At 62.9% G+C, this 22,954-nt stretch carries 20 protein-coding genes; 6 read left to right on the forward strand and 14 right to left on the reverse strand.

The genetic code is table 11. The features are described 5' to 3' along the window. Positions 1 to 47: 47 nt before the first annotated feature. Together MUO32_RS00610 and MUO32_RS00615 are read right to left on the reverse strand one after the other, a co-directional pair. Positions 48 to 3,131, reverse strand: coding sequence for an efflux RND transporter permease subunit (locus tag MUO32_RS00610; protein ID WP_257947136.1), 3,084 nt, complete (start codon positions 3,129 to 3,131; stop codon positions 48 to 50). Positions 3,132 to 3,154: 23 nt separating this feature from the next. Beyond that, positions 3,155 to 4,372 carry an efflux RND transporter periplasmic adaptor subunit gene (locus MUO32_RS00615; RefSeq protein ID WP_257946302.1) on the reverse strand — a complete coding sequence of 406 codons (1,218 nt, stop codon included), beginning with the start codon at positions 4,370 to 4,372 and terminating at the stop codon, positions 3,155 to 3,157. Between the two features lie 121 nt (positions 4,373 to 4,493). On the opposite strand from MUO32_RS00615, the gene MUO32_RS00620 reads away from it, so the two are divergent. Next, a complete protein-coding gene (locus MUO32_RS00620) occupies positions 4,494 to 5,162 on the forward strand; it encodes a TetR/AcrR family transcriptional regulator (RefSeq protein ID WP_257946303.1) in 669 nt (222 codons plus the stop codon). On the opposite strand, the gene MUO32_RS00625 is transcribed toward MUO32_RS00620, so the two are convergent. Continuing rightward, a complete protein-coding gene (locus MUO32_RS00625) occupies positions 5,163 to 5,486 on the reverse strand; it encodes a hypothetical protein (protein WP_257946304.1) in 324 nt (107 codons plus the stop codon). A 225-nt stretch (positions 5,487 to 5,711) separates the two neighbouring features. On the opposite strand from MUO32_RS00625, the gene yghU reads away from it, so the two are divergent. Both yghU and MUO32_RS00635 read left to right on the forward strand, forming a co-directional pair. Next, positions 5,712 to 6,623, forward strand: coding sequence for a glutathione-dependent disulfide-bond oxidoreductase (yghU, locus tag MUO32_RS00630; RefSeq protein WP_257946305.1), 912 nt, complete (start codon positions 5,712 to 5,714; stop codon positions 6,621 to 6,623). 5 nt (positions 6,624 to 6,628) lie between these two features. Then, positions 6,629 to 7,012, forward strand: a complete 384-nt coding sequence (locus tag MUO32_RS00635; RefSeq protein WP_257946306.1) for a hypothetical protein — start codon at positions 6,629 to 6,631, stop codon at positions 7,010 to 7,012. A 6-nt stretch (positions 7,013 to 7,018) separates the two neighbouring features. On the opposite strand, the gene MUO32_RS00640 is transcribed toward MUO32_RS00635, so the two are convergent. Genes MUO32_RS00640 through cyoA form a run of 5 tightly spaced genes read right to left on the reverse strand, consistent with a single transcriptional unit; the run spans position 7,019 to position 11,908 of the window. Continuing rightward, complete coding sequence (locus tag MUO32_RS00640; RefSeq protein ID WP_374708590.1) at positions 7,019 to 7,756, reverse strand: SURF1 family protein; 738 nt, start codon at positions 7,754 to 7,756, stop codon at positions 7,019 to 7,021. Between the two features lie 7 nt (positions 7,757 to 7,763). Next, positions 7,764 to 8,162 (reverse strand): cytochrome o ubiquinol oxidase subunit IV, encoded by a 399-nt coding sequence (gene cyoD, locus MUO32_RS00645; RefSeq protein ID WP_257946307.1) that lies wholly within the window; start codon positions 8,160 to 8,162, stop codon positions 7,764 to 7,766. Next, positions 8,159 to 8,782 carry a cytochrome o ubiquinol oxidase subunit III gene (cyoC, locus tag MUO32_RS00650; protein WP_257946308.1) on the reverse strand — a complete coding sequence of 208 codons (624 nt, stop codon included), beginning with the start codon at positions 8,780 to 8,782 and terminating at the stop codon, positions 8,159 to 8,161. Before cyoC ends, cyoD begins: the two co-directional genes overlap by 4 nt. 3 nt (positions 8,783 to 8,785) lie before the next feature. After that, positions 8,786 to 10,789 carry a cytochrome o ubiquinol oxidase subunit I gene (gene cyoB, locus MUO32_RS00655; RefSeq protein ID WP_257946309.1) on the reverse strand — a complete coding sequence of 668 codons (2,004 nt, stop codon included), beginning with the start codon at positions 10,787 to 10,789 and terminating at the stop codon, positions 8,786 to 8,788. Between the two features lie 60 nt (positions 10,790 to 10,849). Further along, entirely contained in the window at positions 10,850 to 11,908 is a 1,059-nt protein-coding gene (gene cyoA / locus MUO32_RS00660) for a ubiquinol oxidase subunit II (protein WP_374708591.1), read from the reverse strand. Positions 11,909 to 12,231: 323 nt separating this feature from the next. On the opposite strand from cyoA, the gene MUO32_RS00665 reads away from it, so the two are divergent. Continuing rightward, positions 12,232 to 13,560: an MFS transporter gene (locus MUO32_RS00665; RefSeq protein WP_257946311.1), complete on the forward strand. Its 1,329-nt coding sequence runs from the start codon at positions 12,232 to 12,234 to the stop codon at positions 13,558 to 13,560. Positions 13,561 to 13,587: 27 nt separating this feature from the next. Here the strand turns inward: MUO32_RS00665 and MUO32_RS00670 are convergent, their stop codons facing one another. Genes MUO32_RS00670 through MUO32_RS00680 form a run of 3 tightly spaced genes read right to left on the reverse strand, consistent with a single transcriptional unit; the run spans position 13,588 to position 15,291 of the window. Continuing rightward, on the reverse strand, positions 13,588 to 13,785 hold the full coding sequence (locus MUO32_RS00670) for a hypothetical protein (RefSeq protein WP_257946312.1): 198 nt from the start codon (positions 13,783 to 13,785) through the stop codon (positions 13,588 to 13,590). A 20-nt stretch (positions 13,786 to 13,805) separates the two neighbouring features. Next, the gene (locus MUO32_RS00675) at positions 13,806 to 14,549 is read right to left on the reverse strand and encodes an SDR family oxidoreductase (RefSeq protein WP_257946313.1); all 744 of its coding nucleotides are present in this window, start codon (positions 14,547 to 14,549) and stop codon (positions 13,806 to 13,808) included. After that, a complete protein-coding gene (locus MUO32_RS00680) occupies positions 14,542 to 15,291 on the reverse strand; it encodes an SDR family NAD(P)-dependent oxidoreductase (RefSeq protein ID WP_257946314.1) in 750 nt (249 codons plus the stop codon). The genes MUO32_RS00675 and MUO32_RS00680 overlap by 8 nt, the downstream gene beginning before the upstream one ends. 98 nt (positions 15,292 to 15,389) lie before the next feature. Between MUO32_RS00680 and MUO32_RS00685 the strand changes: the two genes are divergently transcribed. Both MUO32_RS00685 and MUO32_RS00690 read left to right on the forward strand, forming a co-directional pair. After that, positions 15,390 to 18,455: an FAD-binding and (Fe-S)-binding domain-containing protein gene (locus MUO32_RS00685; RefSeq protein WP_257946315.1), complete on the forward strand. Its 3,066-nt coding sequence runs from the start codon at positions 15,390 to 15,392 to the stop codon at positions 18,453 to 18,455. A gap of 35 nt (positions 18,456 to 18,490) precedes the next feature. After that, positions 18,491 to 19,222, forward strand: a complete 732-nt coding sequence (locus tag MUO32_RS00690) for a FadR/GntR family transcriptional regulator (protein ID WP_257946316.1) — start codon at positions 18,491 to 18,493, stop codon at positions 19,220 to 19,222. A 21-nt stretch (positions 19,223 to 19,243) separates the two neighbouring features. Here MUO32_RS00690 and MUO32_RS00695 read toward each other — a convergent pair whose 3' ends face one another. From MUO32_RS00695 to MUO32_RS00705, 3 genes are read right to left on the reverse strand one after another with little or no spacing between them, the layout of a single operon-like run. Next, the gene (locus MUO32_RS00695; protein WP_257946317.1) at positions 19,244 to 20,929 is read right to left on the reverse strand and encodes a thiamine pyrophosphate-binding protein; all 1,686 of its coding nucleotides are present in this window, start codon (positions 20,927 to 20,929) and stop codon (positions 19,244 to 19,246) included. Between the two features lie 17 nt (positions 20,930 to 20,946). Then, complete coding sequence (locus tag MUO32_RS00700) at positions 20,947 to 22,140, reverse strand: FAD-binding oxidoreductase (protein ID WP_257946318.1); 1,194 nt, start codon at positions 22,138 to 22,140, stop codon at positions 20,947 to 20,949. Beyond that, positions 22,140 to 22,946 (reverse strand): NAD(P)-dependent oxidoreductase, encoded by an 807-nt coding sequence (locus MUO32_RS00705; protein WP_257946319.1) that lies wholly within the window; start codon positions 22,944 to 22,946, stop codon positions 22,140 to 22,142. The genes MUO32_RS00700 and MUO32_RS00705 overlap by 1 nt, the downstream gene beginning before the upstream one ends. Positions 22,947 to 22,954: the final 8 nt, after the last annotated feature.

Raw genomic sequence — 22,954 nt, forward strand, 5'->3', positions numbered from 1 at the left:
ACGCCCCGCATTTGCGGGGCGTTTTGCTTTTGGGGGTTTCGTGACGATCAGGCTCGCCGTTTCGTAATGACCACGAAGAGCAGCGGTACGAAGAAGATGCCGAGTACGGTCGCGGCGATCATGCCGCCCATCACGCCGATGCCGATGGCGTTCTGCGCCGCCGAGCTGGCGCCGGTTGCAAAGGCCAACGGCAGGACACCGAGCACGAAGGCGAGCGACGTCATGACGATGGGCCGCAGGCGCATGCGCGCGGCTTCCAGGACGGCATCGACGATGCTTTTTCCCTGATCGCGCAGATCCTTGGCGAACTCGACGATCAGGATGGCATTCTTGGCCGTCAGGCCGATCGTCGTCAGCAAGCCGACCTTGAAATAGACGTCGTTCGACTGGCCGAACAGCCAGGCGGCAACCAGCGCGCCGAGCACGCCCACCGGCACAGCGAGGATGACGGAAAGCGGGATGGACCAGCTTTCGTAAAGTGCCGCTAGGCAGAGGAAGACGACCAGCATGGAGACGGCATAGAGCATCGCCTCCTGCGAACCTGCGAGCCGCTCCTGATAGGAAAGGCCGGACCAGGCCGCGCTGTAGCCCCCGTCGAGATCGGCGACGAGCGCTTCCATACGGTCCATCGCATCGCCGGAACTGGCACCGGGCTGAGCCGCACCATTCATGGAGATGGCCGGCGTTCCGTTGAAACGGGCAAGCGAGGGCGAACCCTGGATCCACTTCGTTGTGGCGAAGGCGGAGAACGGCACCATCTCGCCGTTGCCGTTGCGGGCATACCAGCGATTGATATCCTCCGGCTGCATGCGGAACGGCGCATCGGCCTGCACGTAGACGGGCTTGATCTCGCCGTTATAGACGAAGTCGTTGACGTTGCTGCCGGCAAAAGCGGTGGAGATCAGTCCGTTGATGCCGCTGAGATCGACGCCGAGGGCGCCTGCCTTTTCCTGGTCGATCTCGATCTTCAGCTGGCTCTCCAGCGTGCGGGTGTTGCCCCGCACATTGCCGACCGTGTCGTCCGTCTGCGCCAGATCGGCCAGCTGGTTGCTGGCCGCCGTCAGCGCCTCCCGGCCGTTGTTGCCGGTGTCTTCCAGATAAAGAGAAAAGCCGTTGCTCTGGCCAAGCCCCTGGATGGCCGGTGGCGAAAGCACGAAAACCTCGGCATCGCGGATCTTGCGGAAATGCGCCGTGGCGCGCTGCGAGATAGCGGAGGCGGAGAGTGCCGTATCCGTGCGCTGGTCGAAATCCTTGAGCCGCACGAAGGCCATCGCGGCATTTTCGCCGCTGCCACCGAAGCCGAAGCCGAGCGTCATGAAGACGCTTTGCACGGCATCCTTCTCCTTGGTGAGGAAGTAGCTTTCGACCATGTCGATCACGGCCTGGGTACGGGCCGCGTTGGCGCCGGCCGGAAGCGTGATCTGCGTCATCAGCACGCCCTGGTCCTCTTCCGGCAGGAAGGAGGTCGGCAATTGCGTATAGACCCACCAGGCGCCGCCGAGCAGCGTCGCAAACAGCACGAGCATGCGCAGCGGCCGCAGGAGCATGCCGGCAACCACACTGACATAGCCACGCGTCGTCTTCTCAAAACCCCGGTTGAAACCGCCGAAGACACGCGCCGCCAGCCCGCCATGGGTGGGCTTGAGAAGCATCGCGCAAAGCGCCGGCGTCAGGATGATGGCGACGAGAACGGAGAGCAGCATGGCGCTGGCGATGGTGACGGAGAACTGCCGGTAGATGACGCCGACCGACCCCGAGAAGAAGGCCATGGGAATGAAGACCGCCGTGAGGACGAGCGCCACGCCGATCAGCGCGCCGGTGATCTCTCCCATCGACTTTTCCGTCGCCTCGCGGGCGGAAAGCCCCTCCTCCGACATGACGCGCTCGACATTCTCCACCACCACGATCGCATCGTCGACGAGGAGGCCGATGGCCAGCACCATGGCGAACATGGTGAGCATGTTGATGGAATAGCCGAGTGCTGCGAGCACGCCGAACGTGCCGAGCAGCACGACGGGTACGGCAATCATGGGAATGATCGTCGCGCGCAGGTTCTGCAGGAAGAGCAGGAGCACGAGGAAGACCAGCACGATCGCCTCGATCAGCGTCTCCACGACCTTTTCGATCGATAGTTCGACGAACGGCGTCGTCTCGTAGGAATAGGCGATCTCCACGCCCTCGGGTAGCGAGCCGGCAAGGCTGTCGAGTTCCGCATGCACGGCGTTCGCGGTCGTGATCGCATTCGCGCCACTTGCGAGCTGAACGCCGAAGCCCGCCGCCGGCATGGCGTTGAAGGTCGAACTCTGGCCATAGCTCTCGAGGCCGATTTCCACGCGGGCGACATCACCGAGGCGCACAACCGAACCGTCGGTCGCCGTCTTGAGGATGATCTTCTTGAATTCGTCGGCCGACGTCATTTGCGTCTGCGCGACGATACTGGCCTTGAGCTGCTGGCCGCGCACCACGGGCGTCGAGCCGATGGACCCGGCGGCGACCTGCGCGTTCTGCGCCTTGATGGCCGTGGTGACGTCGGAGGGCACCAGCTGGTATTTCTGCATCTGGTCGGGATCGAGCCAGATGCGCATGGCATAACCGCTGCCGAAGGACTGCACGGAACCGACACCGTCGAGACGTTCGATGCGCTCCTCGATGCTGCTCGACATGATGTCGGAAAGTTCCGAAGAAGTGTAGCGGCCGTCGCGCGAGATGATGTTGCCGATCATCAGGATGCCGGAGGGCGAACGGGAAACGCTGACGCCGGCATCCTGCACGGCCTCGGGAAGCTGGGATTCGACGCGCGCCAGCTTGTTTTGCACCTCCACCTGCGCCAGTTCCGGATCCGTGCCGCTGGCAAAGGTGAGCGAGATGGACGCCGAGCCGGTATTCGACGTGGATTCCATGTAGAGCAGGCCTTCAAGGCCGGTGAGCACGCTTTCGATCTTGGTGGTGACGGAATTTTCGACCGCTTCCGCCGTGGCGCCGGAATAACTCGCGCTGATCCGGACCGTGACGGGTGCGACATCGGGATATTGCGAGATCGAGAGCGAATAGATGCCCATCACCCCGGAAAGCAGGGTCGCGATCGCAAGCACGATGGCAAAGACAGGGCGAGCGATGAAGAAGCTCGCCAGGGCGTTGCGCCGGAGGCCTTCGGTCATTTCGCGTCTCCCGACGCATCGCCGGCAACGGCCGGGGCTGCCAGGGATTGCTCGACAACACCATCCTCATCGATCGTCGCTTCCACCGGCGTCACGCTGGCGCCAGCGGAAATCTTCTGGAACCCATCGACGATCAGGCGGTCTCCGTCCTTCACCCCCTCCGTGACGATCCAATCGTTGCCGCTCGTTCCGCCGGTGGAAAGCGTGCGTTGCTCCACCTTGCTGTCAGCGGAGACGACATAGGCGATGGGATCGCCCGTGCCGCTGCGCTGCACGGCGCGCTGGGGCACCAGAAAGGCGTTCGGCATGGTACCGAGATCGACGGAAGCGCGCACGAACATGCCCGGCAGCAGGATGTATTCGGGATTGGGGAAGCTCGCACGCAGCGTAAAGGTGCCGGTGCTTTCGCTGACATTGACCGTCGCCAGCGAGATCGTGCCGGTTTGCTTGTACTCTGCGCCGTTCTCGAGGGTCAGCTTGACGCTCGGCGCCCCCTCGCCCTCGCGTCCGAGTCGCCCGGCCTCGACATCCTGCCGGATCCGCAGGAGGTTGGCGCTGGTATCGACGAGATCGACATTAACGGGGTTGATCTGGCGGATCGTCGCCAGCGCATCCGTCTGGTTCTGGGTGACAAGCGAACCGACGCTGACGCTGGCCGTGCCGATGATCCCGTCGATGGGCGCCTTGATTGTCGTGTTGTCGAGATCGATCCGCGCCGCCTCCAGGCTGGCCTTGGCCGATTCCACATCGGCCTTCGCCTGCAACAGCGCCGCCTTCGCTTCGTCCAGCACCTGCTGGCTCACCGCGCTCTGCGATTGCAGCCGCTCGTTCCGGGCGAACGTAGCTTGGGCGGATTGTTCCGTCGCCTCGGCACGCGACAGCACGGCCGCCGCCGCCGCATAGGCCGCGCTGAACTTGGCATCGCGCACTTTGAAAAGGAGGTCTCCGGCCTTCATCTGCCGCCCCTCGCGAAAATCGATGCTCTCGATGATGCCGTCGATCTGCGGGCGGATTTCCGCCGTGGCATGCGCCACGACGCGGCCGGAGAGCTGGGCATAACGCGGCACGGATTGCGCCTTGAGAACCACGAAGCCCACCTCGGTCGCAGGCATGGTACCGCCCGCCGGGGCGTTTGCACCATTCTGATCGGAGCAGGCGGCCAGAAGAAGCCCAGCCGCCACAAGGCCGATCCGCAGGATTTTCTCGTGCATCATGCACCCTTTTCCGGTGACGGCAGATCATCCTGCCCGTTTGCCATATTTACAAAACCAATAAGTACCATTAATCTCCATGAACCGAGATAGTCAATGGCTACCGCCTCCACGGAAATCCCCCATGCCCGAAACCCCGGCCTCGACACCCCCCGCGAAACGCAGAACCCGGGGACGCCCCAAGCTTGCGACGCCTGCCGAACAACGCGCGAAGATCATCGCGGCAACGCGCCAGCTGTTTCTGGCCCAGGGCTATGGCGGCACGACGATGAACGAGGTCGCCGCCCATTGCCGCGCTTCCAAGCGCACGCTTTACGAACTCTTTCCCTCCAAGACCGATCTGCTCGGCGCTATCATCGAGCAGCATCGTACCAGCATGCTGGCTCTTCCAGGTGACTACGAGGGATTGAGCCTTTCGCATGCCCTCGAACGGATTTTCCAGATCGATATCAGCGAAGAGGAAGATAGGGCACGGGAGGCCTTTCTCAACCTCACCATCGTGGAGGCCGCACGCTATCCCGAGGTCGGCGAGATGCTGCACCGGCTCGGCGGGCAGCGGGCGCATGCTCTACTTGCCGAATGGATGGAGACGGAAAAACAGGCAGGGCGGTTCTTCATCGACGACACACCGAGCGCCGCAAGGATGCTCATGGACATGATGTTCGGCGCCATCGTGACGAAAACGGGTGCGCACGCCGAGTGGCCGGGCCTCGACGCGCGCAAGGACTACATGCGGCGTTGCATCCGCATCTTCGTCCACGGCACCGGCGTTCGCCCGGCGCCGGAAAACTGATCAGACGTACATTTCCCGTTCGCCGAAGGGATCGCCGTCCTCGAAATTGCGCGTGCCGATGCGCGAGGTGTCTTCGCTTCCGGAAGCCTGCGCCGCCTGCTGTTGTGGCGAACTCGTTTCCTTCGCAGCTTTCAGTGCGGCGATCTCGGCCTTGAGCGTGGCGATCGCATCCTTGAGTTCGGCCTTCGCGTCCTCGTCCTGCGCCTCGGAAAGCTCGCTCTCCTTAGCGGAAAGCTGCGCTTCAAGCGCTGAAAGACCACTGCCGCCCGACGAGGATGTGAGCGTAACGGCTGCTGATGTCGATGAGGAAACTGCTCCGACCATGTCGATCCACCCAATCACTTTCGATAGGCCGGACAATAGGCGTAAACAAATTGAGATACCCTCAGCGCGCGTTTTGTACCGCTTTAACGGCAATCGGCCGCATGTCTGGAAAACACCCTCTTGAAACCGGGCGCGGGAGGGGTGAGTAAAGCCGAGAGTATTCCTATATGGAGATTTGCCGATTCCGGCAGATGGATCTCCTCCCGCCAAACAAGGTTGAATTTCATGACCGAAAAATCGCCCAGCGACAATTTTCCCGCCGGCTACCAGCCACCCAAGGTCTGGGAGTGGGAACAGGGCAATGGTGGCGCTTTCGCCAATATCAATCGGCCGGTCGCCGGTCCGACCCATGACAAGGACCTGCCGGTCGGCAAACACCCGCTGCAGCTCTATTCGCTCGCCACGCCCAACGGCGTGAAAGTCGGCATCATGCTGGAGGAGCTTCTGGCCGCCGGCCACAAGGATGCGGAATACGATGCCTGGCCGATCCGTATCGGCAATGGCGACCAGTTCGGCTCCGGCTTCGTCGACGTCAACCCGAACTCGAAAATCCCGGCACTGATGGACCACGCGCCAAAGGGCGGCGGTGAACCGGTACGCCTCTTCGAATCCGCCTCGATCCTGCTCTATCTCGCCGAAAAATATGGCGCCTTCCTGCCGAGCGACCTTCGCGCCCGCGTGGAAACCTTCAACTGGCTGTTCTGGCAGATGGGCTCCGCCCCCTTCCTCGGCGGCGGCTTCGGGCATTTCTATGCCTATGCGCCGATCCACATCAAATACGCCATCGACCGCTACGCCATGGAGGTGAAGCGCCAGCTCGACGTGCTCGACCGTCATCTGGCGGACAACCAGTACATGGCAGGCGCGGACTACACGATTGCCGACATGGCGATCTGGCCGTGGTACGGTGGCCTCGCCCTCGGTCAGGCTTACGGCGATGCCGGCACCTTCCTCGATGTGCAGAGCTACAAAAACGTCCAGCGCTGGACGGCCGAAATCGCCGCACGCCCCGCCGTCAAGCGCGGCCGCATGGTCAACAAGCTGACCGGCGATCCGTCCGAACAGCTGCATGAACGCCACGACGCCTCCGACTTCGACACGAAGACGCAGGACAAGATCGGCCAGAACGGGACCTGAGGACCATGGGAAAAGCGACGCTGCCCGACATGATCAAACACCGCGGTTTTCCCTCCGGCATGCCGGGCACCGGGGTTCAGTTCACCATCCGCCGCGCCAATCCGCGCGGGGTGACGCCTGTCAAGGCGCTGCCCCGCAAGGCGCGGGCAGGCATGGCAGAGTACCGCATCGACGCTGCTTTCATGCATGCGCTCTGGTACCATTTCGGTGCAGAACCCTTCGAGCGTGGCAATCTCGACGCCGCGCGCCTCAGCCTGCTTTTCGGTCGGGAGGTCATTGCGGCCGACAAGGATTTCGATCCCCTGTCCTACGAGGCGATGCTGCAGATCAACGAGCGTGTCGCCCGCCAGAGCTTTCCGGAAGCCTTCGAGGATCACTTCGAAGTGTAGTCAGCGTTACACGAACCGCCGGCGCATCACGCCATAGGCCGCGCCGGCGCTCATGGCCGCCAACGCATACCAGGTCAACGCATAGACCAGATGGCTGTTGCGGAAGGCCACGACGGTAAGCCCGCCGACCGGCAGGCCACCTGGATTGGGCGTCGCATCCGCATCGATGAAATAGGGCTCGACGTCGGCCAATCCCTTCGCCGCCGCTATCGCCTCGACATCGCGCGAGAACCAGCGATCGTTTGCCGGATCGTTGGAGCGCAGAAAACCGCCGCCGGGTTCGGTGAGGCGCAGAAGGCCCGTCACGGAAACAGGGCCGGCGGCCAGTTCGCTGCCGACGCGCGCATCGGCAGAACTCCTGTCCGAAGGCACGAAGCCGCGGTTGACGAGGATCGTCGATCCATCGACCTGCCGGAGCGGCGTCATCACCCAGAAGCCGGGGCCACGTTCCGTTACCGCCTGCACGAGCACCGATTTGCCATGCTCGAAAAGGCCGATGGCGGTAACGCGGCGGTATTCGTCCTCCGCCTGATCGGTCGCGCCCGATGGTGCCGGCACCGGATCGGCGTGGATGCGGGCCTCCACGCGGGCGATGAGGTCGAGCTTCCAGAAGAGGCGCTGCACCTGCCAGGTGCCAAGCGCGATGAAAGCCACGGCGAGGCCGAGCAGGAGGGCCGTCAGAACCATCCGTGCGCGGGAGGGCGGCTTCGCACCCTCCCCGTCAGGCCATTGATCCCTGCGCATCGTCACGTCAGGGCATATTCTTCATCATCTCGTGGGTCATCGGCATCATGTTCGTATTGAGGTGATGCATGACCCAGAGCGAACCGGCGATGGCAATGCCGACGATGATGAGGGTGAAAATCAGCGCCATCAGCGTCCAGCCGCCTTCGGAGCGCGTGTTCATGTGCAGGAAATAGACCATGTGCACGACGATCTGCACCACGGCGAGGCCCATGACGAGGACGGCGGTGAAGAGCTTGCTGTCGAGCACCTCGCCCATGACCAGCCAGAACGGAATGGCCGTCAGGATGATCGAGAGGACGAAGCCGGTCATATAGCCCTTGAACGAGCCGTGTCCGGCGCCGGCGCCATGGCTGTGCGCATGGTGGGTGTCGTGTGCGCTTTCGTGCGTGGGGTGCGCGCTCATCCGAGAACTCCCAGAAGATAGACGAAGGAGAAGACGCCGATCCAGATGACGTCGAGGAAGTGCCAGAACATGGAGAGGCACATCAGCCGGCGACGGTTTTCGGGGTTGAGACCGTATCGCCTGACCTGCACCATCAGCGTGATCAGCCAGATCATGCCGAAGGTGACATGCAGGCCGTGCGTGCCCACCAGCGTGAAGAAGGACGACAGGAAGGCCGAGCGGGTCGGGCCGGCGCCTTCGAGGATCAGGTGATAGAACTCGTAGAGTTCCAGCCCGAGGAAGGCCGCGCCGAAGACACCGGTGATGCCGAGCCAGACCAGCGTCTCCATCTTGGCGTTGCGCTCCATCTGGAGCATCGCGAAACCGTAGGTGATGGAGGACAGGAGCAGCATCGCCGTGTTGATCGCGACGAGGTTGAGGTCGAAAAGATCGGCCGGCGACGGGCCGGCCGCGTAGTTGCGACCGAGCACGCCATGGGTAGCGAAGAGCACGGCGAAGATCAGGCAGTCGCTCATCAGGTAGAGCCAGAAACCCAGCATGGTGCTGTTTTCCGGGTGATGCTCTTCCTTCAGGTAGAAGACTGGTTTTTCATCGGTGTTTTGGACTTGGGTCGCGCTCATGGCTCAGGTCCGTTCTGCAAGCAGCTTCGTGCGCGCATCTTCCGTCGCCGTCACGGTCTCGGCGGGGATGAAGAAGTCACGATCGTAGTTGAAGGTATGGGCGATCGACACCGCGACGATGGCGACGAAGGACACCGCAGCCAGCCACCAGATGTACCAGATCAGAGCGAAGGCGAGCACGATGCTGATGCCGGCGAGAATGACGCCCGTGCCGGTATTCTTCGGCATGTGGATCGGCCTGAACCCTTCCAGTGGACGCTCGTAGCCGCGGTTCTTCATGTCGTACCAGCCGTCGTGATCGTGCACGACCGGCGTGAAGGCGAAGTTGTAGTCCGGCGGCGGCGAGGAGGTCGACCATTCGAGCGTGCGGCCGTTCCACGGATCACCGCTGTCGCAGCGCAGCTGGTCACGCTTCAGGAAGCTGACGACGAGCTGGATGACGAAAGAGGCGATGCCGATCGCGATCAGGCCCGCGCCGAAGGCGGCGATGATGAACCAGATCTGCAGCGACGGATCCTCGAACTGGCTGACGCGGCGGGTGACGCCCATCAGGCCGAGCACGTAGAGCGGCATGAAGGCGAAGAAGAAGCCGATCTGCCAGAACCAGAAGCTCATCTTGCCCCAGAACACATCGAGCTTGTAGCCGAAGGCCTTCGGCCACCAGTAGACGACGCCCGCCATCAACCCGAACAGGACGCCGCCGATGATGACGTTGTGGAAGTGGGCGATGAGGAACAGCGAGTTGTGCAGCACGAAGTCGGCCGGCGGGATCGCGAGCATCACGCCCGTCATGCCGCCGATGACGAAGGTGATCATGAAACCGATGGTCCACAGCATTGGCAGCTCGTAGCGGATGCGGCCGCGATACATGGTGAAGAGCCAGTTGAACATCTTCGCACCCGTCGGGATCGAGATGATCATGGTCGTTATGCCGAAGAAGGCGTTGACCGAGGCGCCCGAGCCCATCGTGAAGAAATGGTGCAGCCACACGAGATAGGACAGGATCATGATCACGCAGGTCGCGTAGACCATCGACGTATAGCCGAAGAGGCGCTTGCCGCAGAAAGTCGCGACCACCTCGGAGAAGATGCCGAAAGCCGGCAGCACGAGGATGTAGACTTCCGGATGGCCCCAGATCCAGATGAGGTTGATATACATCATCGGATTGCCGCCGAGGTCGTTCGTGAAGAAGTTCGTCCCCACGTAACGGTCGAGCGAGAGCAGCGCGAGCGTCGCGGTCAAAATCGGGAAGGTCGCGACGATCAGGATGTTGGTGCACAGCGACGTCCAGGTGAAGACCGGCATCTTCATGAAGGTCATGCCCGGCGCGCGCATCTTCACGATGGTCGCAATCAGGTTGATGCCCGACAGCGTCGTTCCCACACCCGCCACCTGCAGACCCCAGATGTAATAATCGACGCCGACGCCGGGACTGTAGTCAGCGCCCGAAAGCGGCGGATAGGCGAGCCAGCCAGTGCGCGCGAATTCGCCGACGAAGAGCGACATCATGATGATGATGGCGCCGGCCGTCGTCATCCAGAAGGAAAAATTGTTCAGGAACGGGAAGGAGACGTCGCGCGCGCCGATCTGCAGCGGCACGACATAGTTCATGAAGCCGGTGACGAAGGGCATCGCCACGAAGAAGATCATGATCACGCCGTGGGCGGTGAAGATCTGGTCGTAGTGATGCGGATTGAGGTAGCCCTCGTTGCCGTTGAAGGCGATCGCCTGCTGGATGCGCATCATGATGGCATCGGCAAAGCCGCGGAGCAGCATGACGATGGCGAGGATGATGTACATGATGCCGATCTTCTTGTGATCGACGCTGGTGAACCACTCGTTCCAGAGATAGCCCCAGAGCTTGAACTTCGTGACGAGCGCCAGAACCGCAAGGCCGCCGACGGCCACGGCCGCGAAGGTCACGACGAGGATGGGCTCGTGATAGGGGATCGCTTCAAGGGAAAGCCGACCGAAGAGGAATTTCGTGAGGCTGATGTCACCGAACATGGGATCGTCCAATAGCTTGTCGATTGCGCGTCCACCGTGACCGGCGGACGCGATGAAATCCTAGTGCGACTGGTGCGCGTCGTGGTTCATCGTGGCCGGCTCCTCCTGCCGCTCCTCGACGCCTTCGGCGGGCTCTTCGCTGCGCGCGGGGTTGCCGGTTTCCGGGAAGGTGGCGGCAGGCGCTTCCTCCGCCGCATGCCGGTTGTCGTGCTCGAGCTTGGCCTTGTTCTCGTGGCTCTCCTTGCCCGCACCACCCATCATGTCGATGTGCATCATATCCTTCATGCACATCTGGTTGGATCGCACGCACATGTTGAGGATAGCCTGGTACAGCCCGTCATCGACCGAGGCGAAATAGCGGACCGGCTCCCTGATGCTGGGCTTTTCGAGCTTCAGGTAGGCATCGCGGTTGAGCGCCGTACCGTTCTGCTTCACACGGGCGACCCATGCGTCGAAGCCGGCCTGATCCACGCCGTGGAACTTGAAGCGCATATGCGAGAAGCCGTCGCCGCTGTAGTTCGAGGAGAGACCTTCATACTCGCCGGCCTTGTTGATGACGGCGTGCAGCTTCGTTTCCATGCCGGGCATCGTGTAGATCATGCCGGCAAGCGCCGGGACGTAGAAGGAGTTCATCACGGACGAGGCGGTCAGCTTGAAATTGATCGGCACGTCGACGGGTGCGGCCATCTCGTTGACGGTCGCGATGCCGTAGTCCGGATAGAAAAACAGCCATTTCCAATCGAGCGCCACGACCTCGACGGTAACAGGCTTCACCTCTTCGGTAACGGGCCGGGCCGCATCGATCCGGTCGAGCGGGCGATAGGGATCGAGCTTGTGCGTGCTCACCCATGTGATGGCGCCGAGCGCGATGATGATGGCGAGCGGCGCAGACCAGATGATGACTTCGAGGCCGGTGGAATGGTGCCATTCCGGATCGTATGTCGCCGCCGTATTCGACTGGCGATAGCGCCAGGCGAAGAACAGCGTCAGGAAAATCACGGGAATGATGATGACGAGCATCAGGATCGTCGAGATGACGATGAGGTCCCTTTGCTGCGCAGCGATATCGCCCGAGGGCGACATGACGACCATATTGCACCCCGAAAGGGTGGCCAGCATCAGGGCAAAAATGATGGATCGTCGGGCTAAACTGAATTGCTTCGGCATTTCGGCCTCAACTTGCGTTCTGTCTAGTCGGCAATAATCGGGCACCACGGCACTTGGAAATGAGGTCGTTCGTCGCAGCGCAGCATTCTGTCGCAGGAGGTTAGTCAATCAGGGGCTATCTGTCGATGCGCGTTTGTACTAGCGCAATAGAAATGCCTGTCGTCAATTTCAGGCACCGAAGGCAAATCGGCACCGGCCCCCTATCCAGTCCTTGATCTCCGGCGCCGATTGATCAACATTCTAACCACATGACGCAAATCCGCGCGGAGGAGTTCATGAGTTCGGCCACCCACCACCCCACATCATCCGGCATGGAACGGGATGCCCGTCGCATGCACGACGACGACAAGCCGCTCTCCCCGGGCAGCATCGCCATCGGCGTGGTCATAGGCCGCACCTCCGAATTCTTCGACTTCTTCGTCTATGGCCTCGGCTCGATCCTCGTTTTCCCGAAGCTGATCTTCCCCTTCGCGTCGAGCGCGGTGGCCGCGACGCTGATGTCCTTCGCTCTCTTCCCGCTCGCGTTCATCGCCCGACCGATCGGCTCCTTCGTCTTCATGTGGATCGACCGCAACTACGGTCGCGGCACGAAGCTGACGGCGGCGCTTGTCATCCTCGGTGGCTCCACCGCCTCGATCGCCTTCCTGCCCGGCTATGACACGATCGGCTATTGGGCGGTGGCGCTGCTGGCCCTCTTCCGACTCGGACAGGGTTTTGCGCTCGGCGGGGCGTGGGATGGCCTGGCCTCGCTCCTCAACCTCAGCGCGCCGGAGAACAAACGCGGCTGGTACGCCATGATCCCGCAGCTCGGCGCACCCTTCGGCTTCGCGCTGGCCAGCATCCTTTTCGGTTACTTCGTCACGAACCTCTCCGAGGCCGATTTCCTCGCCTGGGGCTGGCGTTATCCGTTCTTCGTCGCCTTCGCCATCAACGTCGTGGCGCTCTTCGCGCGCCTGCGAATCGTCGCCAGCAAGGAATTCGGCGCGGCGATGCAGGCGCAGGAACTTCAGGCCCGACCGATCTTCGAAATGCTGAGCAAGCACAGCATGGACGTCGTGCTTGGCGCCTTCGTGCCACTCGCAAGCTTCGCCATGTTCCACCTCGTCACCATCTTCCCGCTCTCCTGGGTGACGTTGACGGGAGGCCAGTCGGCGGCGCAGTTCCTGTGGGTGCAGGTGGCCGGCGCGGCGCTCGGCGCGGTCGGCATCGTGCTGTCCGGCTTCATCGCCGACCGGATCGGCCGGCGCAACGAGCTGATGCTCGGCGCGGTTCTCATCGCCATCTTCTCGTTCTCGGCGCCGTTCCTGCTCGACGCCGGCCGCAGCGGCCAGGATGCCTATATCCTGATCGGCTTTTTCATCCTCGGCCTGACGTTCGGCCAGTCCTCGGGTGCCGTATCCTCGCGCTTCACACAGCAATACCGCTATACCGGCGCGGCGCTGACCTCCGATCTCGCCTGGTTGCTCGGTGCCGGCTTTGCACCCCTCGTGGCGCTCGGCCTTGCCAGCACCTTCGGCATCATCTTCATCGGCGGCTACCTGATTTCCGGCGCCATCTGCACCATTGCGGCGCTGACGCTGACGCGGACCACCCACAACCCCTGACGCGGCAGCGTATCAGGGGCCTGTCCCTCATTCCTCCGGAGGGTTGTGGAAGCCGGGCGGTAGAGCAAAACCCGTCCCGGCAGCAGACGGCTCGGACGCGGTTTCCGGGCGCGCCTTGGGGATCATCGCGTGGGCGGCAACGACGGAACGAATCGCAACCGGGCGGTAATTGCGCACGAGATCCGGTTTCACGCTTATCGTTTTGTTATCAGTCCTGTCGCTCATGCGCCCCTCCCCGCAAACCCTTATTCTGCCTGAAATTTCACCATCGTGCCACCACCCGGCGCCTGATCGGTGGGAAAAACCTCGACGCGAGCGACATCCACATAGACAGGAAGCGCGATCACGTCGGTGACGATGCGGGCGATATGTTCCGGGAGGATCGGGCGATAGCCATCGTAGAGCGCGGCCTGCGCCTGATTGTCGGCAATCGAGGTGCGGTAAAGGTCCGTCTGGACGCGACCCGGCACGATCTCGCTGACGCGGACGGACGTGCCGAGCAGATCGCAGCGCAGGTTGTCGCAGAACAGGCTGAGGCCGGCCTTGGAGGCGCCATAGGCCCCCATGTTCGGATAGGGCGCCTGGCCGCCGCTGGAGCCGATATAGATCAAATGGCCGCGCTTGCGCGCCACCATGCCCGGCAGCACGACGCGTGTGAGATGCAGCGGCGCCTTCAGGTTGACATCGATCATCGCATCGATCTCGACGGGATCGATGTCCTGAAAAGCCGCGCGGGTGGAGAGGATGCCGGCATTGTTGACGAGAATGTCGACCGCGACACCGTCGAGTGCCTCGGCGATACGCGCGGTATCGCGCACATCCGCCTGGACGGGGATCGCACCGGTCGCGTCGGAAAGTGCGGCGAGTTGCGCCTCGTTGCGGCCGACGGCGTAGACCGTGAGGCCGCGGGCGCGCAATGCCGGCACGATGGCCTTGCCGATGCCACTGGTGGCACCCGTGACGACGGCGACACGATAGGCGTCAGACATAGATGTAGCCCCCGCTGATGACGACATTCTCACCGGTCGCATAGGTGTTGCGGCTCGAGGCCATCATGACGATCCACTCAGCCATTTCGGCAGGTTCCGCCGCGCGTCCGAGCGCACTTGCCTTGGCGAGTTCCGGCAGGAAACCGAGTTCCTTGGCACGATCGGTGGCAAAACCCGCCGGAGCGACCGAGTTGACGAGGATCTGATCCTTGGCGCATTCCTGGGCGAAGGATTTGGTGAGGCTCACCACGGCCGCCTTGGTCGCGGCATAATGCGCATTCTGCGGATGCGCCTTGAAGGCGTCGACGGAGGTGATGTTGACGATGCGGCCTGTCACCTCGGGCACGCTGACGAACTGGCGCATGTGGCGCACGGCAGCCACCATCATATGGTAGGTGCCCTTCACGTTGATGGCGTTTTCGAGGTCCCAGTCTTCGTCGGTGATTTCGAGGATGGCTTTTCGCGGATAGATCGCTGCACTGTTGACCAACGCATGGATGCGGCCGAGCTTGGCGGCTACCGCCTCGAAGCCGGCATGGGCCGTCTCGGCGCGGGAAATGTCGGCAACGGCCGTCGCCACCTCTGCGCCAAGCGCTTCGAGCTCCGTCGCCGAGGAGGCGAGCAGCGCTTCGTTGCGATCGATAAGGCCGATCTTCGTCGCCCCCTGTGCGATCATCAGCTTGGCAGTCACAAGGCCGAGGCCTGAAGCCCCGCCGACGATGACAACAGACTGGTTCTTCACGTTCCTACCTCGCGATTTCGGGTTGCGCCGCCATATTGGTATGTTATCACTTATATGCCAACTTTAGCGAAGCGCAAGCCGTTTCTGGACTCCCGCCCATGATCCCCCGCCTCAGCGCCATACCGACCGCGTCCGCCCCCTGCGACGATTTCCTGCACCATCTTGCCGGTGCGGGCTTTGAGGGCGACATCGCCGTGTCCGCGGCAGACCGCAATGTCTTTGCCACCGACAACTCCATCTACCAGGTCGAACCCGCTGGCATCCTGTTTCCGAAAAACATCCACGACCTCAAGCGTATTGCCAAGACCCTCGCCCGCGCCGAATTCTCCGGCGTGACACTTGCCCCGCGCGGCGGCGGCACGGGCACCAACGGTCAGTCGCTGACCACGGGGATCGTCGTCGATTGCTCGCGCCATATGAACCGCATCCTCGACATCGACCCCGTGCGCCGTATCGCGCGGGTGGAAGCCGGTGTCGTCAAGGACCAGCTCAACAAGGCGCTCGCGCCGCACGGCCTGTTCTTCGCGCCGGAACTCTCCACTTCCAATCGGGCGACGATCGGCGGCATGATCTCCACAGACGCCTGCGGCCAGGGGTCCTGTCTCTACGGCAAGACCAGCAACCATGTGCTCGGCCTGCGTATCGTCCTGACCGACGGCACCGATTTCCTCTCCCGGCCGGTGCGCGAAGAGGAATTGCGCGCGCTGCAGGCGCGGGGCGACCGGATCGGCGATATCCATCGCACGCTCGCGCGCATCGCCACTGTCGAGCGTGCCGAAATCGAACGGATTTTCCCAAAGCTCAATCGCTTCATGACCGGCTATGATCTCGCCCATCTGCAACGCGGGGACGGGCGCTTCGACCTCAATGCCGTGCTCTGCGGCTCGGAGGGCACGCTGGCGATCATCGCGGAGGCCGAACTCAACCTGCTGCCTCTTCCCGCGCACGCGGCCCTCGTCAACATCCGCTATGCCGATTTCAACGCCGCCCTCGAAGATGCGCGCAATCTCGTCGCACTCAATGTCGCCTCGGTCGAAACGATCGACGAGACGGTGCTGCGGCTTGCCAAGGGCGATATCATCTGGCCACGCATCGCACCCTTTTTCCCCGACGATGCGGACGGGCCGGCCAACGGCATCAATATCGCCGAGGTGCTGGCCGACACGCCCGAGGAGCTTGCGGACAAGCTCTTCGCGGTGACCGCGGCGCTGGCGGGCACCCCCTTTCCCGGAAGAAAGGGCTTTACGACCACCCATGGCAAGGCGGAGATCGACGCGGTCTGGACGATGCGCAAGCGCGCCGTCGGCCTGCTCGGCAATGTGGACGGCCCGACGCGGCCTGTCGCCTTCGTCGAGGACACCGCCGTGCCGCCGGACAATCTCGCCGGCTACATCCGCGAATTCCGTGCCCTACTCGACGGGGAGGGCCTCTCCTACGGCATGTTCGGCCATGTCGATGCCGGCGTGCTGCATGTACGCCCTGCGCTGGACCTTACCCGACCCGAGCACGCGACGCTCGTTCGCCGGATCAGCGACGCCGTCGTGGCGCTGACGCGCAAACATGGCGGCGTACTGTGGGGCGAACACGGCAAGGGCGTACGGTCGGAATATGTGCCCGAATTCTTCGGCCCGCTCTATCCGTGCCTGCAGGACATCAAGACGGCCTTCGATCCCCTTGGCCAGCTCAACCCCGGCAAGATCGTCGCACCTGCTGGCAAGGCGCTGCCGAAAATCGACGAAATTCCTTTGCGCGGCACGCTCGATCGGCAGATCGGCAATGAAATTCGCGCCGCCTTCGACAATGCGGCCTATTGCAATGGCAACGGCGCCTGTTTCGATTTCGACGCGGACAGCCAGATGTGCCCCTCCTACAAGGCGACCGGCGACCGGCGCCATTCGCCGAAAGGCCGTGCCTCGCTGATGCGCGAATGGCTGCGTCGTCTGTCGGAAAAAGGCATCGATCCCCGCCGCGAGGCCGAACGGCAGCGCCGGCCCCTCGCCAGCCTCACCCTCCCGCTGCGGGCGTGGAACAGCTTGAACCCGCTGAACCGCAACGACTTTTCCCATGAGGTGCGTGCGGCGATGGACACCTGCCTCGCCTGCAAGGCCTGCGCCGGCCAGTGCCCTGTAAAGGTGAGCGTACCGGCCTTTCGCGCAAAATTCCTCGAACTCTACTACAGGCGCTATCTGCGTCCCTTGAAGGATCCTGTCGTCGCGACCATCGAGACCATGCTGCCGCTGATGGCGCGCCTGCGTCCCCTCTATAACCGTGCAACCGCCTCCACCGTCGGAAAAGCGGCCCTGGCCTTTGTGGGCCTCACCGCGCTTCCATCGCTTCCCGCACGTTCCGCCCGCCGCGAACTCGCCCTTCGCGCGGTCCCCGTGGCAACGCCGGCCGCGCTTGCCCGGCTTGGTGAGGCGGAAAGGGCAAACGCCGTCATATTCGTCCCCGACGCCTTCACCGAGCATTTCGACCCGCAAGTGCTGCTCGATGCGGTCGAGGTGGCGCGCCGGCTCGGGCTTCGGCCCTTCGTCTCGCCTCCCTTCCTCAACGGCAAGGCACTGCATGTGCATGGCTATCTCGGCGCCTTTGAAAGAACGGCACGGCGCACGGCCGAGCGGCTCGACAAGCTCGCCGAAACCAATATTCCGCTGGTCGGTCTCGACCCGTCGATGACGCTCGCCTATCGCGGCGAATATGCCGGTACGCGGATGCGCGCCCGCGTCCAGCTGCCGCAGGAATGGTTGGCCTCCCTGTTTGACCGCCTCCCCTCCCTTCCTGGACAGGCGAAGCGTCACCTGCTGATGGCCCATTGCACGGAGCGCACCAACGCGCCCACCGCCGTCAGCCAATGGAGCGCCGTCTTCGCAAGGTTGGGCGTAGACTTGACCGCCCTCGACACCGGCTGCTGCGGCATGGCCGGCACCTTCGGCCACGAAATGCGCAACCGGGACATGTCCGAAAAACTCTACGCCATGAGCTGGGGACCGGCGCTGGCACGCGCCGGGGCTGACGCCATCGTGATGGCGACGGGTTATTCCTGCCGTTCGCAGGTGAAGCTGATAGCGGATCGGCACCTGCCGCATCCACTTCAGGCCATCCTCGCCATTCTCAGGGAGAACCCGGGCTTTTCTTTAAGTAAAGGCGCCAGGTATGATATGTGATAAATGTAAACTATCGGAAAAAAGGCGGGACGGGCATGTCGATCATCACGCAGCGTGGCAATCTCGCAGAAATCGTCGTCGCCAAGCTGTCCGAGCGCATCGATAGCGGACTTTATGCGCCCGGCGAAAAGATCCCGTCAAGTGCGCAACTCTGCGAAGAGTTCGGCGTTTCGCGCACCGTCATCCGTGAGGCGCTGACCTCATTGAAGGTGGCCGGCCGCGTCATTTCCCGCCAGGGAGCGGGTGTTTACGTCACGGACAAGGACGTCCGCACGCTGAATTTCGAGATCAGCCGGATCGACGACATCCGCTCAGCGATGCAGATCCTGGAACTGCGCCTTGGCGTGGAAATGCAGTCCGTGGCGCTTGCCGCCCAGCGCCGCACGCCGGAAGCCCTCGCAGAAATCGCCCGCGCCTTCGACTATATCGAAAACCTCGACACTGAAGACGCAGAGATCGAGGCGCGGGCGGATTTCGAATTCCATCTCGCCATCGCCAAGGCGACGCGCAACCCGCATTTTCCGAGTTTCCTCGAAGCCGTGATGGGTGAGATCAATTTCGATCTCGTGCTGAAGCATCGCCAGTCCGGCCGCACCTACAACGCCTATCTGAAGAAGATCAACAAGGAGCACGCAGCTATCCTGGCGGCGATCACGCAGGGCGACCCGAAGGCCGCCAAACAGGCGCTCGTCGCGCATCTCGAGGAAAGCCTCACCCGCTATCGCGCCATGTTGAACGATCCGGCGGGCAGCGAAGCGGAAGAATAACGCCCCGCCGCCCTTCAGTCCCTATTTTCCGGCGGCAAGCGCCTGTTCGCGGATCTGAGTCAGGCTCATCTTCGGCGTCAGCGCCTCGGGATCGATGCGGATTTCGATGAGCGCCGGCTTGCCGGAGGCTTCCGAACGACGGAAGGCATCGGCAAACTCGTCCGTCTCCACCACCGTCTCGCCGTGCAGGCCGTAGGACCGCGCAAGCGCCGCAAAATCCGGATTGGTCAGCCTGGTGCCGGAAACCCGGCCCGGATAGCTGCGCTCCTGGTGCATACGGATCGTGCCATACATGCCATTATTGATGACGAGGAACACGACGCGGGCGTCATATTGCATCGCGGTTGCCAGTTCCTGCCCGTTCATCAGGAAGCAGCCATCGCCCGCAAAGGCCACCACCATGCGCTCCGGCGCGGTGATTTTTGCCGCGATGGCAGCCGGCACGCCATAGCCCATCGAACCGTTCGTCGGCCCGAGCTGGGTACGGAACGTGCGGTACTGATAGAAGCGGTGCGCCCAGGCGGAGTAGTTGCCTGCGCCTGTCGTCAGGATCGCATCGGCCGGCAGATGGCCGCGCAGCCACTCCATCACGTCGCCCATCTGCACGGGCCCGGGGACCTGCGGATGCCGGATATTCGCCAGATAATCGGCATGGGCGGTCGTCGTCCAATCCGCCCAGGCGGGCGCGATGGCCGGCTTCAGCGTCGCCGCCTGCGACAGGAAGCCCGCAACGCTGGCATTGATCGGCAGCGTCGCGTGATAGACACGGCCGAGCTCCTCCGCCCCCGGATGGATGTGAACAAGCGTCTGCTTCGGCACGGGAATGTCGATCAGCGTGTAGGCACCGGTCGTCATCTCGCCGAGCCGCGCGCCGATGGAGATCAGCAGGTCGCAATCCTTGACGTGCTGGATCAACTTCGGTCCGGCGGCAAGGCCGAGATCGCCGGCATAGTTTTCGTGGGTGTTGTCGAAAAGGTCCTGGCAGCGGAAGGAGGCGGCAACAGGCAGCGCAAAGGCTTCCGAGAAGGCGCGCAGATCCGCGACGGCCTGCCTGGTCCAGCCACCACCACCGGCGACGACCATCGGACGCTCGGCTTTCGCCAGAAGTGCCGCCAGGTCTTCGAGTTGCGGCCCCCCGGCATAGGTTTCGACGCGCTTGTAGACGGGCGTATCGGCGAGCGCGACCCTGTCGGTCAGCATGTCTTCCGGCAACGCCACCACGACCGGCCCCGGCCGGCCGTTGACGGCACGGTGAAAAGCCTGGCTGATCAGTTCGGGAATGCGCGCGGCATCCTCGATCTCCACCACCCATTTGGCCATCTGGCCGAACATGCGGCGGTAGTCGATTTCCTGGAACGCCTCGCGCTCCACCTGATCGCGCGCGACCTGACCGATGAAGAGGATCATCGGGGTGGAATCCTGGAAGGCCGTGTGCACGCCGACGGAGGCATTGGTGGCGCCGGGCCCACGGGTGACGAAGCAGATACCCGGCTTGCCGGTGAGCTTGCCATAGGCTTCCGCCATATAGGCCGCCCCGCCCTCCTGTCGGCAGATGACGAATTCGATCGCGTCTTCCGCATCGTGGAAGGCATCGAGGGCGGCGAGATAGCTCTCACCCGGAACGCCAAACACCCGGTCGACGCCATGGATCCTCAGTGCGTCGACCAGAACCTGGCCGCCGCTGCGGGTCTCGTATTCGGTTGTCATGTCTGTCTCCTCAGCCGCTAGATCACGGCGTCCTCAAGGAAGGGTCTGTTGGCGGCGACGCGCTCGTAGCCGAAGGGCGAGAGATCGAGTGTCCTAAAACCACCATACGTGAGCAGCTCGGAAAGCCCCCGTCCCATGGCGGGCGATTGCTGCAGGCCATGACCTGAAAAGCCGTTGGCGAAGAGGAAATTCTTCACCTCGGTATGTGGGCCGAGAATGACGTTGTGGTCGAGCGTGCAATAGTCGTAGTGACCGGCCCAGCTGTTGACGACCTTGATAGCCTCGAAAGCCGGCACGCGCTGCGCCATCGTCGGCCAGATCTCTTCCTCGAACTCGTCGTGCATGACGGCGAAATCGTTCGGATCGACTTCCGGATCGTGCTTGGGATAGGTGCCCATCAGGTAGAACTTTCCTTCCGGCCGAAAGAACACGCCCGTCGGATCGATGGTAAGACCGACGCCGGGGCCGAGCGGTTCGCGGCAATCGACGACGAAGAGCGAGCGGCGGCGCGGCTCGACGGGAATGTCGAGGCCGGCCAAACGCGCCATGTTCTTGCCGTTGGTGCCCGACGTGTTGACCAGCGCGCCGCAGGCGATCGTCTGCCCGCCTTTGGTGGTCACCGAAACGATACGATCGCCCTCACGGTTGATCGCGACGACCTCGTCCTCGATATACTCGACGCCGAGCGAACGGGCCTTCTTGCGAAAACCCTGCAACAGGCCGACGCTGTCGAACCAGCCCTCGCCGCGTTCGCCCTTGCTGCCGAGCGTCAGCCCCTCCGTGTTCAGCCACGCAAACCGCTTGCCCAACCCGTCAGGATCCAACAGCGAGACTTCGGCCCCGCAGGAGACCTGCGTTTCATGGTTGCGTCGAAGCACGTCGGCACCACGCTCATCGCCAGCGAGGAAGAGATAGCCGTTTTCGTGAAAACCGATCTCCGGCGTGTCCTCGTCGACCGCGACGTTTTCCTTGAAATTGCGGATGAATTCCGTGCCGAACTGCGAGACCTGCACATTGATCGCATTGGAAAACTGGTGCCGGATGGAACTGGAGGAGAGCGCGGTCGCCGAGCGCTGATAGGTCCAGTCCTTCTCGATGACCAGCACGGAGCCGGTGAAATCGGGATTGGTCGCCAGGAAGTAGGCGGTTGCGCTGCCAACGACGGCACCGCCGACAATGACGACGTCATAGGATGTTTTCGAAGCCGGCATCACGTGTCCTCGAAATGGCCGACGGCGGTGAAGCTGCCGCCCTGGAAGCGCACGGCCGAATCGTTCGGATCCCCCTGGCTGGTCCTGGCAAAAACCTTCTCGGCGTAATCGTCCGCGCTGTCTTCCGGCCTGTAGCCGAGCGAGGCGGCCGTACGGTTGTCCCAGAAGGCGCGGCTGTTGTTCGACATGCCGTAGGCGATCATGAAGCCGACGCGCTCGGCCGACAGGCACTTTTCGACCAGCTGGCGGCAATCGCGGTAGGAGAGCCAGGTGATGAGATGGCGGCGATCCGTCGGCTCCGGAAAGCAGGAGCCGATGCGGATGGACACCGTCTCGATGCCGAATTTGTCGAAGTAGTAGCGGCCGAGATTTTCGACGAAGGTCTTCGACACACCGTAGAGGCTGTCGGGCCGGGTCGGCACGGTGCCGTCGATCGTCTCGGTGCGTTCATAATAGCCGATGGCATGCACGGAGCTGGCATAGACGATGCGCTTGACGCCGTGCTGGCGCGCGGCTTCGTAGATATTGTAGCCGCCGGAAATGTTGCTATCGAGGATCGTCTTCCATTCGGCCTCGAGCGGCTGGCCGCCGAGATGCACGATGGCGTCGCAGCCCTTCACGGCCTGCGAAACGGCAGCGAAATCGGCAAGCTCGAGCGGGAAATCCTCTTCATGCGAGGCGATGTTTTCGCAGGGCTCACGGTCGGAGAGCCGCACGGCCTTGCCGAGCCGCGTGCCGGACTGGCGCAGTGCCGTCCCGACGCCGCCGGCAGCACCCGTCAGAAGAACGTTCTGGAAATGGGACATGGTCGGTT

It is taken from the genome of Shinella sp. CPCC 101442 (assembly GCF_024704725.1).
GTDB lineage: Bacteria > Pseudomonadota > Alphaproteobacteria > Rhizobiales > Rhizobiaceae > Shinella.